Below are 13480 nucleotides of genomic sequence, written 5' to 3' on the forward strand. Positions count from 1 at the left end.
TTATTTCATGACCTGGCCGTTGACCGTCACGCTGCCGGTGTCGGAAAGATCGATATCCCAGCGCGAGCGCCCATCCGCATCCGTCTTGGCAAAACCCTTGGCCATCATCAGGCCGAAGGAGAGCTGGGAAAGATCAGCCTTCGTCTTTGCGGCTTCCTGCACAGCGACAATCGTTTTGTCGAGATCGCGGGCGAGCACGGTCATCTTCATGGACACGCGGTCCTTCTCGGTCAGCCAGCCGCGCATGCTGCCGGTGGCCTCTACGTCGTAGAGACTGGAAACGGCGCTGATCTTCGGGAAATTGATCGTCATCGTTCCATCCGGGAACATGGCCTGCTGCAGCTTGGTGTCCACGGCCGCATTGCTTTCCGGGTCCTTGAAGTCGCTCTGCTGCAGGACCTCCATCAGAGCCGAAAAGTTCAAGTTCGGCACCTGCAGCTGGAAATCGGCGGCATCGGGAACGAAGGCCATAAAATCGTCAGGCACGAGACCCGTTGCGAGGGTCAGCTTCTCGGCATTCAATCCGAAATCGGCGCTCATCGCATTGGCCGGCCCGGCAAGCTTGACGAAGTAGCCGAGTTTCTGCAGGCCGCCATCGCCAAACGGCGTCGTGACGGCAATATCCTTGGTGGCAATGGACTCTTCGAACGAGCCGACGATCGGCATGGCTTCCAGCAGCAGCGCCTTCAGCGCCTTGCTGTCCGCATCCGACAGGGTTTTCTCGTCCTTGTGCTCGGAAACGAAGTGCAGCAAGGAGTTCACCGCCTTCAACGGCAGCTTGGTCGCGCCGACGTTGAAATCGATCGCCGCGATTTTCACTTCGCCGAGCGCTACATCCTCAGACGAAATCTTGTCGTAGAACGACTGCATGCTGCCGTTCATCTTCATGTCGAGCCTGCCCGGTTCGCCGCTGTCGGCAGAAGAGAGCGTGTAGCCTATGCTGTCGACCGTGGCGTCGTTCTTTTGAACGCTGTTGTTTTCGTCCGTCGTCTTCGTGGCGAAGGTGATGCCTTTGCCCTGCAGATCCATCGAACGCAAATAATGAAGTGCCGGATCGAAGACGCCCTTGAAGGTGGAGGAAGCCAGCGCGTAGCGGAACTCCATGGCGGGGCCGCTGCTGGGCTTGGAGTTGGCCGTGATATCGAGTGCATTGTTGCCTTCGATATTCCAGAGACCGCTATCCTGCGGCGTTGCGAGCATCATCAGCGGCTTCAGGCCAGTGATCGTGAGATCGCTGACATCCAGCTTGCTGAACAGCGTCTGCAGATCATAGGTGATCTCATAGTGCGGGCTGACCGGCTTTACCGAAATTCCGCCGCTCTTGACGATATCGTCAGGCAGGAAATAGGTCAGGTTGTTGAACAGGTCCTTCGCACCCTGCTCGTTGACGTCAGCCGCTTGCGCAACGCCAGCCACACCCGCAGCAAGAACAGCTGCCACGGCAACCGCTTTGAAACGCATAATTCACCCCCAAAAATGATGGAAAAACAACGTGAAAACTCGAAAATGCCCGGCAGGCCCTTCGAGCGGAACTATAGTATTGCCCCTGGACACGGCCCGCCCTCGCGCCGCATCAGGGCTTCTTCATCACCTGCCCGTTTACCGTCACCGTCCGGCTTTCGTCCATTGTGACATCCCAACGCAGGCGGCCGTCCGGATCCGTCTTTGCAAAGCCCTTGGCCGCGAGCAGGCTGAAGGAGACCCTGTTCAGACGTGGCTCGGCTTTCGCAGCCTCTTGAATGGCCGAAACGGTCTTGTCGAAATCGCGCGCCAGGATTGTCGCCTGCAGCGAATAGTCGGTGTGAGCCTTGGTTGACCCCTTCAATGTACCCGAGGCCTCTATGTCGTAGACGCCCGAAGTAGCGCTGATCTTTGGAAATTCAAGCGTCCCGTATCCGCTCGGAAACATCGTGCGTTTGACGACCTCACCGGACATCGGCGTCTCCCGCGTCGCAACCGCATCGAGGGCCGTATCGATGAGGCCGGAGAAGTTGATATTGGGCACGCCGAGCTGCACATCCAGCGTCTCGGGCAGGAATGGCGCGTAGGCTGCAGGGATGAGATCCGCGTCCGGGGTGAAATGCTCCGCCCGCAGCTCGAGATTGACATTGGATGCCTTGGTCAAGCCGTCCATCTTGAAGCTGTAGTCGACGCGCTTGACGCCAACCTTGCCCTTGTCCGTGGCAACGGCGGCATTGCTCAGCGTCACCGTTTTGGTGAGCGAGCCGAAAATAGGCAAGGCACGATGTACCAGCTGTTCGAACTTCTCGCTGCCGCTTTCCGAAAGCTGCTTGGTCTTGACGTGCTGCACAAAGAAACGGATGAGCGCGCGCAACTCCTGCGCAGGCAAACTCGTCGCAGTCACATTGCTGATGACGCTGTCTGCGCTGAAGCTGACAAGCAAGCCGCGCGGCAAGGTGAATTGCTCGCTCAAACGCTGCAATGAGCCTTGCATTTGCAGATCGACCTTACCCGTCTCGCTGTTATCGGTCACCGTATGGGCAAAGGAGGCGCTATCGATGGAGGCGTCGACCTTGCGGCCGCTCTTGGCTCCGCTGCCGACGCTGGAGAATTTCACGCCGCTGCTCTTGATGCCCATCGACCGCATCATCTCGATCGCCGGATCGAATATGCCGTCGAAGGAGCTGGAGCCGATCGAATAGGCAATATCGGATGTCGGCGAATGCACGGCGATATCGAGGCTGTTGTCGCCCTTCAGGTGCCACCGGCCCTTTTCGACAGGCTGGGCAAACAGGGATAGCGGCTTGAAACCGGTGACGGAGAGCACGCTGGAATTGATCTTGTCGAAGAACTTCGCGAGATCGTAGGTAATTTCATACTGATCGCCCGCCGGCTTGACGGTCACGAAGTCGCTGCGAATGAGATCGCGCGAAAGCGATTCCGTCAGAACATTGCGGAGATCGGTGGCGCCCTGCTCGCTGATGTCGGCCGCCTGCGATGCGCCGGCAAAGCCCACGGAAAAAATCGCGGCGACGATAACCTTGGAGCGCATGCTCGACCTTTCTCTTTCTTGACCCTGATCGATTGGATTCGACTGTTGAAGAGGCCGAGGGTATATGTCAAGGCGTTGATAGAAATGGCGTCACCGGCTCATAGCGTGAGTTGCAATGTCATCACAGACCTTCGCATTCCGGAGGCGCTTGCACCCTGAGCCACTTTGTATTATACGCCACGCGTCCGCGTAGACACCCTTGGAGGCACCGCGGATGAGGTAGGGCACGCCCTCCTCCAGTTCAGCCGACACGGCAATGGCCGACCGGATGAACTCTCCAAATAACCTCGAAAGGAATAGCTATGAGCCACGAAAGCTACGAGCTCAAGGCCGAGGCGCGCGAACGGGTTGGTAAGGGGTCCGCCCGTGAACTTCGCCGCAATGGTCTGATTCCCGCTGTCATCTATGGTGACAAGCAGGCCCCCATTTCTATCGCTCTCAACACCAATGAGGTGACGAAGCGCATCCACGCCGGCGGCTTCCTCACGACGATCGCTACGATCGACGTCGATGGCAAGAAGATCAAGGTTCTGCCGAAGGACTACCAGCTCGATCCGGTCCGTGACTTCACGGTTCACGTCGACTTCCTGCGCGTTTCCGGCAACACCGCCGTTACGGTCGAAATCCCGGTCCACTTCGAAAACCACGAGAAGTCCCCGGGCCTCAAGGCTGGTGGCGTACTGAACATCGTTCGTCACGAAGTCGAAGTTCATTGCCCGGCCGACGCCATTCCGGAATTCTTCTCCGTTGACCTCAGCGGCCTGAAGAGCGGCGACAGCGTTCATATCTCGAATGTGAAGCTGCCGAAGAACGTTACGCCCGTTATCGCCGATCGCGACTTCACGATCGCAACGATCGTAGCTCCGGCTGCCGGTCTTGCTGAAGAAGTAGAAGGCGGCGAAGAAGCCAGCGCCTAATCGGCCTCTTCATCGTAAGCATTCGAACCCGCCTCCCTTTGGGGATGGCGGGTTTTTTCGTGCATGGCGATAATATTAGAGAAAGTAAAAATAAGGACTTCTTGAATCTATACTTTCATTCATTTCCATTAACCCCAGAATTTCAGCAACATTTAACGGATTCATGAAAATCTGCGCGAAAGGGTTGTAGGGAACGGTGCCCCAAATCCGCCGGCCTATGACTGGGGAGCAAACTGAACGATGAGCCATTCGGTCGAAAACAGGTTTTTCGCGATCGTCTGTGGTGCGCTGCTGGTTTTCGTAGCGCCGCTCTTCATTTTATTCCTCTTTCTGTCTTCCGAACGCGCGGAAAAGGAAATTAAGGACCATATCACCGTTCTGCTCGTCGCCAATGCTCAGGCACTGGCGAAGCCATTGTGGGACCTGGACGAAGACAGCGTGACGCAGATCAGCGCCACGACAGTCGCCGAGGGTGCGATCGTCAGGGTGAACGTCCGTGACCTTTCCGGTCAGCTCGACGTTACGCAATCGACCATCCCGAAATCCTACAAGGGCAATCTGGAAGCGGTCTCCCGTGCGATCATCTACAATGGCATCGACGGCGCGAAGAAACTCGGCACCATCACCGTCTATTACCCCGTGCTTGGCCTTTTCGACGGGTTGAAGAATGAAGAAATCGTCTTCATCTCCATCTTCATCTTCGCGGTGCTGACGGTCTTCGGTGCAGCGTTGATCGGCAACCGCATTTTCGTCATTCAGCCGCTGATGCGGCTGACGCACGCCGTCGAGGCCACGCGCCGGCTCGGCTCACGTCATCACGTCGACTGGCAGTCGAACGACGAGATGGGCCGGCTCGCCAGCAGCTTCAACGACATGCAGAGCAAGCTGCAGCGTGAAGAAACGGAACTGAAGTTTGCCCATCGCCGGGCAACGGACACCTATAATCTGACGCCCGCCATGCTGTTCTCCCTCGACAAGGACGATTGCATCGCCGCCGTCAGCAACTATTGGCTCGCAGCCACCGGCTATGATCGGGCCGAGGTGCTTGGGCGCCAGTTTGCAAGCCTCGTCCTGCCGGAATCGCGCTCGGAATATGCCGAACGCAAATACGGCAATCTCGACAGCGCCGCGCGCCTTGCCGTGACGGTGAAATTCCTTTGCCGGGACGCGCGAGTGATGGATGTCCTGATCCTCGAGACCACAGCGATCCAGGACGGCCTCTCGCTTTCAGTCATGACCGACGTCACCGAGCTCAAGCAATCCGAGGACCGCAATCTGCGGCAGGCGATCACCGATCACCTGACCGGACTTCTCAACCGCCAGGGCTTCGAGACGGCGCTCGACGCCAAGATCAACGAGTCGGACCTGCGCCGGAGCGAACTCGCCTGCCTCTTCATCGACCTCGATCGCTTCAAGTGGATCAACGACAATATGGGTCACGCCGCCGGCGATGCGGCGCTGCGCGAACTCGTCTCCCGCCTGCAGCAGTGTTTGAAACCCGGAGATATTGCCGCCCGCCTGGGCGGCGACGAATTCGCGATCCTGCTGCTGGCGGAAGACGCCGAAGCGAGAGCCTTCGAGATGTCGGCGCTCATTGCCGAAATCTTCGAGGCGCCCTTCGATGGCGACGCCCGCCTCAGCGCCAGCATCGGCATCGCGATATATCCGCGCCAGGCCGCCAATGCGGCCGAACTGCTGCTGAAATCCGATATCGCCATGTACGCCAAGAAGCGCGACGGCAAGAACGGCGCACAGATCTTCAACAATGACATGCTCGACGTTTCCCGCCGTCGCGCCGAGCTGGAAAGCAATATCGAAAGCGGCCTCAACGAAGACTGGTTCGAGGCCTATCTGCAGCCGGTCGTGAACGTCGACGACCGCGCGATTGCCGGCTTCGAGGCACTGATGCGCCTGCATCACCCGCAAAAGGGAATTCTGCCCCCTGCCCACATCATCGAGGTCGCCGAAGAGACCGGATCCATCATCCGCATCGGCAACCGCATCATGGAAAAGGCGATCGCCACTTTCGCAAGGCTGTCGCGCTTTGACGGCATGCAGGACACCTACCTCGCCATCAATTTTTCGCCGCTTCAATTCGAGCCGGAGCTGCCTGTGCGCATCGCCGCTCTGCTCTCGCGCTACGATATTTCACCGCGACGCATCGTCGTCGAGATCACCGAAGCCGTGCTTATGGATGACAATCCGGAGACGCGCATGGTCGTCAACGAGCTCTGCCGTTATGGCTGCCGCATCGCGCTTGATGATTTCGGTACCGGCTACTCGTCGCTGAGCTACATCAATCGCTTCCCGGTCGACATCATCAAGATCGACCAGTCCTTCATTCGCGCAATCAACGACACGGCTTCCGATGTCAGCGCCAAGAGCCGCATGCTGGTCGAAAGCATCACCACGCTGTCGCACAAAATGAACTGCACGGTTATTGCCGAAGGCGTGGAAACCGAAGAGGAATGCGCGACCTTGCGCACCATGGGCATCGATTACGGCCAAGGCTATCTGTTCTATCGACCGCTGCATCCGGACAATCTGATGAACGCGCTTGCCGTCCTGCAGCAGGATTGTCTATCCCCAATAGCACAAGCGTCATAGCAACGAGGACCCGCATGCGAAAGCAGCTATTCATCCTTGCAACCAGTCTGTTTTCGCTGACTTTTCTCTCTCCTGCCCGCGCAGAAACCGTCCATTTCACCACCGAGGAATACCCCCCTTTCAGCTATCGCGACGGCAAGACGCCTGTCGGGGCAAGCACCGAGCAGGTGCAGAAGGTGATGGCGGCGATCGGTGTCGACTACACGATTACGGTCCTGCCCTGGGTCCGTGCCTATAATCAGGCGCTGACGGACCCCATGACCTGCGTCTTCTCCACCGCGCACAATGAAGAACGCAATACGCTCTTCAAATGGGTGCAGCCGTTGCTGATCGACCGCAACATCCTGATCAAGCACAGCGGCTCGAAAGTCGAAGCCGCAAACCTCGACGAGGCCAGGAAATATCTCGTCGGCACCTGGCGGGAGGATTACACGGAGACGATATTGCGCCGGAACAATTTCCCGCGCATCGACTTGGGCAGCGACTTCAAGGCAAGCCTGAAGAAGCTGATCAGTGACCGTATCGACCTGATGCCGATCTCGGAATTCTACTTCGACAAGTTGAAAGAAGAAGGCAATGCGGTGGAGAAGGTAACCGTCCTTTCACAACAGTCCTTGGGGATCGCCTGCCAGAAGGATTTCCCCGCCGACCTCCTGGCCAGGATGCAGACGGCGCTGAATGCGCTGATTGCCGATGGAACGCAGAGGCAGATTTTCCTGAAGTACGGCCTGCACCTCGGCAACTGACCGCATCCCGTCTTGACTTTGCCGCCAAATCCCTGTCGTGAAGGGCATCGGTATTTTCCAAGGGGTGAAGCGCATGCTTCTCATCGCGGGCCTCGGCAATCCGGGCGCCAAATATCAGGCCAACCGCCACAATATCGGCTTCATGGCCGTGGATGCGATCTATCGCCGCCATAGCTTTTCGCCCTGGTCGAAGAAGTTCAAGGCGGAGATTGCCGAAGGCGAGCTCGGCGGCCAGAAAGTGCTGCTCATCAAGCCGCAGACCTTCATGAATCTCTCGGGCGAAGCAGTCGGCGAAGCCATGCGCTTCTACAAACTCCAACCCTCCGATCTCGTGGTGATCTACGACGAACTCGATCTGGTCGCCGGCAAGGCGCGATTGAAGACCGGTGGCGGCCATGGCGGTCACAACGGCATCAAATCCATCGATGCCCATGTCGGCCGCGAGTATCGCCGTCTGCGTCTCGGCATCGGTCATCCCGGTGCCAAGGAACTCGTGCACAATCACGTTCTCGGCGATTTCGCCAAGGTGGACCGAGACTGGCTTGAACCCTTGTTCGATGCGCTTGCGGATAACGCCGACATGCTGGTGCGCGGTGAGGATTCGCAACTGATGAACAAGATCGCGGTCGCCCTGGGCGGCAAGGCGGAAGACGACGCGCCGAAGCCGGAGAAGAAGGCGCCGACGGCCAAATCGCATATTCATCAAGCCCGCAATCACAGCCAGCCGAAAATCCCGGAAACCGGCCCCATGGCGGAAATGCTGAAGAGGATGTTCGGCAAGAAGGACAATTGAAATGCTTGATGCAGCCGTCAAGGACGCCGCAAATCTCGTCATCCGGCCGATCGCGAGGACGCACCTGCCGGGGCTGCTTGCGCTTTACCAGCACCTGAACAGCGAAGATCCGATGCTGGAGCAGCAGCTGGCGGAAAGCCGCTTTGCCGAAATCCTTGCCCATCCCGGCATGACGATCTTCGCGGCCTTCGACGGCGAGTTGGCTGTCTCCTCCGTCACGCTGGTGGTCATTCCCAATCTCACGCGCGGCGGTGCGCCCTATGCCTTGATCGAGAATGTGGTGACGCACGCCGACTACCGCCAGCGCGGCCTTGCCGGCGCGATCATCCGCCGGGCGATAGGGAGCGCCTGGGAAAGGGGCTGCTACAAGGTCATGCTGCTAACGGGGTCGAAGGACCCGGCAACGCTGCGCTTCTACGCCAATTGCGGCTTCACGCAGAACAAGACCGGTTTCCAGGTTCGCCGCCCGGCTTAACAGACGCCTAGCGTTCCTATTCTTCCGGCTCGGTCGTGAACATCAGCGGGAAGCCCGCGCTTTTTGCAAGATCGACCGCCTCCTGGGCCTTCGTCTCGGCAATATCGCGCGTACAGACCATGACAACGCAGGTTCCGAGCTTGTGCGCCGTCATCATGACGCGATAGCCGGTCTCCTCGCTCATACGGAAAACGGCCTTGAGCACCATGGTGACGAACTCTCGCGGCGTATAGTCGTCGTTCACGAGAATGATCTTGTAGAGCTTCGGCCTCTCGACCTTCGGCTTCGTTTTAGGCTTTGGTTTCAGGACAACATCATTGTCACTCATCGGCATCACCGTTGACGACAGGGGAAACAAGCTTTGGGCTAATAGCTGCATTATAGTGCAGCGCACCACATCGTTCAAGGACGGTCGTGTCAGGGAGACAATGCGACCGGCACCCGTAATACCCTTCCATCAGCAGAAAAGTGGCTCTTTGCATGCCCAAGACTTGACCCGCAACGGCCCTTCCCCCATAGGCACTGCAAAGATTTTCAAGATATGGACAAGGTGCCATGGGTTTCAAATGCGGTATCGTCGGACTGCCGAATGTCGGCAAGTCCACTCTGTTCAACGCGCTGACCAAGACGGCGGCCGCGCAGGCGGCGAACTATCCGTTCTGCACGATCGAGCCGAACACGGGTGAAGTCGCGGTTCCCGATCCGCGCATGCGCAAGCTCGCAGACGTCGCCAAGTCGAAGGAGCTGATCCCGACGCGCATCTCCTTCGTCGATATTGCCGGCCTGGTGCGCGGCGCATCGAAGGGCGAGGGCCTCGGCAACCAGTTCCTCGCCAACATCCGGGAAGTCGATGCCATCGTGCACGTGCTGCGCTGCTTCGAAGACAGCGACATCACCCACGTCGAAGGCCGCATCAATCCTGTCGCCGACGCCGAGACGATCGAGACCGAGCTCATGCTCGCCGATCTCGAGAGCCTTGAGCGTCGCACCGAGCAGACGCGCAAGCGCGCCACCGGCAAGGACAAGGAATCCATGGCGATGCTGCCGATCATGGATGCTTCTTTGGCATTGCTTCAGGAAGGCAAGCCCGTCCGCACGCTGCTGTCGAAGCTGGACGCCGAGGAAATCCGTATCCTCAAGGGTCTGAACCTGCTGACCTCGCACCCTGTGCTTTACGTTTGCAACGTCGCCGAAGGCGATGCGGCGACCGGCAACGAGCACACGGCGGCTGTCGCCGCCATGGCCAAGGAGCAGAATTCGGAAGTCGTCATCATCTCCGCCGCGATCGAGGCGGAAGTCGCACAGCTTCCCGATGAAGAGGCGAAGGAATTCCTCTCCGCACTCGGCCTCGACGAAGCCGGTCTCGATCGTCTGATCCGCGCCGGCTACAAGCTCTTGCACCTCATCACCTACTTCACCGTAGGACCGAAGGAAACGCGCGCCTGGACGATCGAGCGGGGCACCAAAGCACCGCAGGCTGCCGGCGTCATCCACTCGGATTTCGAGCGCGGCTTCATCCGCGCCAACACCATCGCCTATGACGATTACATCGCCTACAACGGCGAAACCGGCGCAAAGGAAGCCGGCAAAGCCCGCGACGAAGGCAAGGAATACGTTGTCCAGGACGGCGACGTCATCCACTTCCGCTTCAATACCTGATCGCCTCTATCTTGCCGGCGCCTATCAGAGCGCCGGCAATCTCGCCTGCATGCCGGCGGGCAAACGCCGCACGATGAGGCGGCGCAGATCGGCCCAACCGATACCGATCACAAGCACGACCAGGCCGACAATCATCAGCACCAGGAAGCCGACCTTGTCGAGACCGGCATTATTATGCCGAAGGATGGCCGCCGTCGCGAGGCCGAGCGACACGAGCCCTGCGGTCACGAAAGCGCGGCGATCGATGACGAGCCCGATCAGCATCATCACCAGGACCGCCACCAGAACAGTCACCGCTTGCATATAGCCTCCGAAGAGGGCGTCGGTGAGATTGGTAAAGACGATGCCACCGCTGGCAAGCTCCAGGCGCAGGGCCAGAAGGACGGTCGAATAAAGCAGCGCCGGTGCGGTTGCGAGATGCAGCCAGAACGCCACGTCGGACCGGCGGGTCACCCTGCGCGGATCGCTGAGATCGAAACGCATCGCCAATGCGAAGCTGCCGAGCGCGGTCACCAGCAAGATCATGAGCGTCTGGATTGGATAGTCTGCCGGCACATTCGAGGAGCCCGTCACGGTGCCGGCGACATAGAAGACCACTGCAAGGAACAATCCGAACAATGAGAACAAGAATAGCGCCAGGGAAAGCGGGACCCGGTAGCGCCAGTAAAACAATGCGAGCATCGGTGGGAAGGGCGCCGCCAGGATAAATGCGCCGACAGTGAAATTATCGACCAGCGCCGGCGTGGAGGAGACATAACTCACTACCGCATGGAAAAGCCAGACGACGAGCGCGATGGTCAAGACCACGGCGGGAAGCGCCAGGCGTTGACGGCGTACGAGGATTTCCGCCAGGACGACGATCGCCAGCAGGGACACATACCGGCTCGTCAATCCCCATAACCCGACCAGCAGCACAATGACGCCGATGGTGATGAGCACATCGTGAAAGCCGCGCACGAAACGCGGCGCTTCCGTATCTTCCAATGGGTTGGAATCATCAAGCGAGCGCGGGGCCGAAAGATCCTGACGTGTTGGTAACGCGCCGATATTCCTCGCGGTCAGGTAAGGCAGCAATCGCTCGGCCTGGCTGGAGGATATGATCCCCTCGCCGGCGGCATCTTCCAGTGCGATTTCGAGCTTGCTCATTTTCATTCCCAATACGTCTCGCCACTACAAGCCTCAACACATCGCCGCCATACAATCAAGAGCTGCCGGGCATCAATGGACAATCTCCTTTTGCTGTGACCCGCTATCGCCATGAAAATGCTTGCGCCACCACTCCGGGCCATGCGATTGCCCTTGGGCAAGATGTGGAGGACGACAGAAGACATGACGAAACTCGTCTACGAAGACTTCCAGCCGGGACGGGAGTTTCCGCTCGGCCCCAAACATATGACGGCGGCGGAGATCATAGAATTTGCGAGCGAATTCGACCCGCAACCGATGCATCTGGACGAGGAAGCCGGACGCGCCAGCATTCTCGGCGGCCTGGCCGCTTCCGGCTGGCATACCTCGGCGGTGTTCATGCGCATGATGTGCGATTCCTATCTGCTCGCGACCGACGCACAAGGTGCGCCGGGCATCGATTTCATGGAGTGGAAAAAGCCCGTTTTGGCCGACGATACGCTGTCGGGCCGCTCCATCGTGGTCGAAGTCCGCGCCATGCGCTCTCGCCCCGGCATAGGCATCGTCAAGTTCCGCCACGAGATCGAGAACCAGCGCGGCGAGCTCGTCTGCCTCGGAGAGAACGCGACCATGATCCGCATGCGCGCCGGCACGGGGGTATCGGCATGAAGATGAGCGAACTCTATGCCATCGGCGAACGCGCCGAGATCGGCAGCCATACTTTCACGCCCGAAGGCATCATCCACTTCGCCTCGCGCTTCGATCCGCAAATCTTCCATATGGATGCGGAAGCGGCCAAACACTCATTGTTCGGCGGGCTCTGTGCTTCCGGATGGCATAGCTGCTCCATGTGGATGCGCAGCTTCGTCGATTATTGGAAGTCCGAGACGGCCAGACTGATCGCCGAAGGCAAGACACCTCCCAATCTCGGCCCCTCACCCGGCTTCAAGAACCTGCAATGGCTGAGACCGGTCTTTGCCGGCGATACGATCACCTATGGCGTCGCCATCCTCGGCAGCCGCCCGCTGGCCTCGCGCCCCGGCTGGACGCTCTACACGCTCGCCTGTGACGGCGTGAACCAGCATGGCACCCCGGCCCTACGTTTCGAGAGCACCGTACTGGCCTTTGAATAGCGACCTGCGGGGCCGTTCGCAGCGGCCCCATCAGTCTTTGCGACATGCTCAGTGTCCCGAAAATTCCACCAGCGTATGAACCGGCACATCAAGCTCTTCGAGCTTCTTGCGGCCGCCGAGGTCAGGCAGATCGATGACGAAGCATGCCGCGACGACTTCGGCTCCGATCTGGCGCAGGAGCTTCGTCGCGCCGACGGCGGTGCCGCCCGTTGCGATCAGATCGTCGACCAGGATGACCCTTTCGCCGGGATTGACCGCATCGCGATGCATCTCCATCTCGTCGACGCCGTATTCCAGGCTGTAGGCGATCCGGACGATATCGTGCGGCAGCTTGCCTTTCTTACGGATTGGCACGAAGCCCGACGACAATTGATGCGCTACCGCACCCCCGAGAATGAAGCCACGCGCTTCCATCCCGGCGACCTTGTCGATTTTTGTGCCGGCATAGGGCTGTACCAGCGCATCGACGGCGCGGCGAAACGCCCTGGCATCGCCAAGCATCGTGGTGATGTCACGGAAGATGATGCCGGGCTTGGGATAATCCGGAATGGAGCGGATGCTGGCAGCAAGCTCCGAAGCGATAGTGTTCATCAAATATAGTCTCTCAGGCTGTGATAGGGCCGGCGGCACCCTATCAATATGCGGGCGCTATACCAACAAAAAAGGCGGCCCCGAAGCAGCCTGTGTGGAAACGTTTGGAGGCTCCGGTTTGACCGGGGCCTCTTTTGGTTTCTGGGTCTATGCGGGTTTTGATGTTATGTTTATGGTGCGCCTGATGTTGTAGGCGACCACCGAGAGGGCCATTTCGGTTCTGGTGCCCTTGAGGTTTCTGGTCAGGAAACGTCCGCCTGCCATCATCCGTTTGATGGTGCCGAACGGATGTTCTGCGGTGCATCGACGCTTTCGCATCATGTCGGGCGTTGCCCGTTGATGCATGCGGGCGAGTGCATCTTCATCGAGATGCCTTTGGACGTATCTTCGGGTGGCCGTGGTACATTTTTGCTTGAGCAGA

General features: G+C 59.0%; 14 protein-coding genes. 8 read left to right on the forward strand and 6 right to left on the reverse strand.

What is annotated here, in order from left to right; all coding sequences use genetic code 11:
• Together GA0061102_RS29710 and GA0061102_RS29715 are read right to left on the reverse strand one after the other, a co-directional pair.
• Positions 1-1461 carry a hypothetical protein gene (locus GA0061102_RS29710; RefSeq protein WP_092855864.1) on the reverse strand — a complete coding sequence of 487 codons (1461 nt, stop codon included), beginning with the start codon at positions 1459-1461 and terminating at the stop codon, positions 1-3.
• A 112-nt stretch (positions 1462-1573) separates the two neighbouring features.
• Positions 1574-3013 carry a hypothetical protein gene (locus GA0061102_RS29715; protein WP_092855866.1) on the reverse strand — a complete coding sequence of 480 codons (1440 nt, stop codon included), beginning with the start codon at positions 3011-3013 and terminating at the stop codon, positions 1574-1576.
• Between the two features lie 302 nt (positions 3014-3315).
• Between GA0061102_RS29715 and GA0061102_RS29720 the strand changes: the two genes are divergently transcribed.
• The 5 genes from GA0061102_RS29720 (at position 3316) to GA0061102_RS29740 (ending at position 8551) form a co-directional block, all read left to right on the forward strand.
• A complete protein-coding gene (locus tag GA0061102_RS29720; protein ID WP_092855868.1) occupies positions 3316-3930 on the forward strand; it encodes a 50S ribosomal protein L25/general stress protein Ctc in 615 nt (204 codons plus the stop codon).
• Positions 3931-4170: 240 nt separating this feature from the next.
• Positions 4171-6537: an EAL domain-containing protein gene (locus GA0061102_RS29725; protein WP_092855869.1), complete on the forward strand. Its 2367-nt coding sequence runs from the start codon at positions 4171-4173 to the stop codon at positions 6535-6537.
• Positions 6538-6551: 14 nt separating this feature from the next.
• Positions 6552-7283, forward strand: a complete 732-nt coding sequence (locus GA0061102_RS29730) for a substrate-binding periplasmic protein (protein ID WP_092855870.1) — start codon at positions 6552-6554, stop codon at positions 7281-7283.
• A 73-nt stretch (positions 7284-7356) separates the two neighbouring features.
• Positions 7357-8076 (forward strand): aminoacyl-tRNA hydrolase, encoded by a 720-nt coding sequence (pth, locus tag GA0061102_RS29735; protein WP_092855871.1) that lies wholly within the window; start codon positions 7357-7359, stop codon positions 8074-8076.
• Between the two features lies 1 nt (position 8077).
• Positions 8078-8551: a GNAT family N-acetyltransferase gene (locus tag GA0061102_RS29740; protein WP_092855881.1), complete on the forward strand. Its 474-nt coding sequence runs from the start codon at positions 8078-8080 to the stop codon at positions 8549-8551.
• 16 nt (positions 8552-8567) lie between these two features.
• On the opposite strand, the gene clpS is transcribed toward GA0061102_RS29740, so the two are convergent.
• Positions 8568-8879, reverse strand: coding sequence for an ATP-dependent Clp protease adapter ClpS (gene clpS, locus GA0061102_RS29745; RefSeq protein ID WP_092855883.1), 312 nt, complete (start codon positions 8877-8879; stop codon positions 8568-8570).
• A gap of 227 nt (positions 8880-9106) precedes the next feature.
• On the opposite strand from clpS, the gene ychF reads away from it, so the two are divergent.
• On the forward strand, positions 9107-10210 hold the full coding sequence (gene ychF / locus GA0061102_RS29750) for a redox-regulated ATPase YchF (protein WP_092855885.1): 1104 nt from the start codon (positions 9107-9109) through the stop codon (positions 10208-10210).
• 24 nt (positions 10211-10234) lie between these two features.
• Here the strand turns inward: ychF and GA0061102_RS29755 are convergent, their stop codons facing one another.
• Complete coding sequence (locus GA0061102_RS29755; protein WP_245298181.1) at positions 10235-11356, reverse strand: hypothetical protein; 1122 nt, start codon at positions 11354-11356, stop codon at positions 10235-10237.
• A gap of 183 nt (positions 11357-11539) precedes the next feature.
• Here GA0061102_RS29755 and GA0061102_RS29760 point away from each other — a divergent pair, with 183 nt between their 5' ends.
• Positions 11540-12004, forward strand: a complete 465-nt coding sequence (locus tag GA0061102_RS29760; RefSeq protein ID WP_092855889.1) for a MaoC family dehydratase — start codon at positions 11540-11542, stop codon at positions 12002-12004.
• Positions 12001-12468 carry a MaoC family dehydratase gene (locus GA0061102_RS29765; protein WP_092855891.1) on the forward strand — a complete coding sequence of 156 codons (468 nt, stop codon included), beginning with the start codon at positions 12001-12003 and terminating at the stop codon, positions 12466-12468. The genes GA0061102_RS29760 and GA0061102_RS29765 overlap by 4 nt, the downstream gene beginning before the upstream one ends.
• A 48-nt stretch (positions 12469-12516) precedes the next feature.
• Here GA0061102_RS29765 and GA0061102_RS29770 read toward each other — a convergent pair whose 3' ends face one another.
• On the reverse strand, positions 12517-13059 hold the full coding sequence (locus GA0061102_RS29770; RefSeq protein WP_004116512.1) for an adenine phosphoribosyltransferase: 543 nt from the start codon (positions 13057-13059) through the stop codon (positions 12517-12519).
• Between the two features lie 147 nt (positions 13060-13206).
• Positions 13207-13480, reverse strand: a 274-nt coding sequence (locus tag GA0061102_RS29775) for a transposase (protein WP_159432223.1), incomplete at its 5' end; no start/stop codon positions are given.

The sequence above is a fragment of the Martinezella miluonensis genome, assembly GCF_900094545.1.
GTDB classification, from domain to species: domain Bacteria; phylum Pseudomonadota; class Alphaproteobacteria; order Rhizobiales; family Rhizobiaceae; genus Rhizobium; species Rhizobium miluonense.